This is a genomic window from Streptomyces sp. NRRL B-24572 (genome assembly GCF_002156145.1).
Lineage (GTDB): Bacteria > Actinomycetota > Actinomycetes > Streptomycetales > Streptomycetaceae > Streptomyces > Streptomyces vietnamensis.
Genome location: NZ_MWIG01001136.1, coordinates 1 through 511, shown reverse-complemented (window position 1 = coordinate 511; position 511 = coordinate 1). Strand labels below are relative to the sequence as shown.

1 pseudogene is annotated in these 511 nt (G+C 71.0%); it reads left to right on the top strand.

Annotated features, from left to right (window positions below):
• A pseudogene (locus CCN56_RS40850) lies at positions 1–511 on the top strand (lipid-transfer protein); the annotation flags it as partial.

Sequence of the window (511 nt, the reverse complement as noted above, 5' to 3'; positions counted from 1 at the left end):
GAACACCGCCGTCCAGCTGCCCACCCCCGGCCAGTGGACCCGGCCCTTCGGGCTGCTCCGCCCCGCCGACGAGATCGGCATGCTCGCCCGCCGCTACATGCACGAGTACGGCGCCACCCGCGACCACCTCTTCAACGTCGCCCTGGCCTGCCGCAACCGCGCCAACCAGAACCCCGCCGCGATCATGTACGAGCGGCCGCTGACCCGCGAGATGTACATGACCGCCCGCTGGATCAGCGAACCCCTCTGCCTCTTCGACAACTGCCTCGAGACCGACGGGGCGCTCGCCTGCGTCATCGTCTCCGCCGAGCGCGCCCGCGACTGCCGGCAGAAGCCCGTCTACGTGCACTCCGCCGCCCAGGGCCTGCCCTCCCAGCACCACGGCATGGTCAACTACTGGAACGACGACCCGCTCTCAGGACCCGCCTGGACCGCCGCCCGCCACCTCTGGAAGCAGGCCGACTTCGGCCCGGCCGACGTGGACGTCGCCCAGATCTACGACGCCTTCACC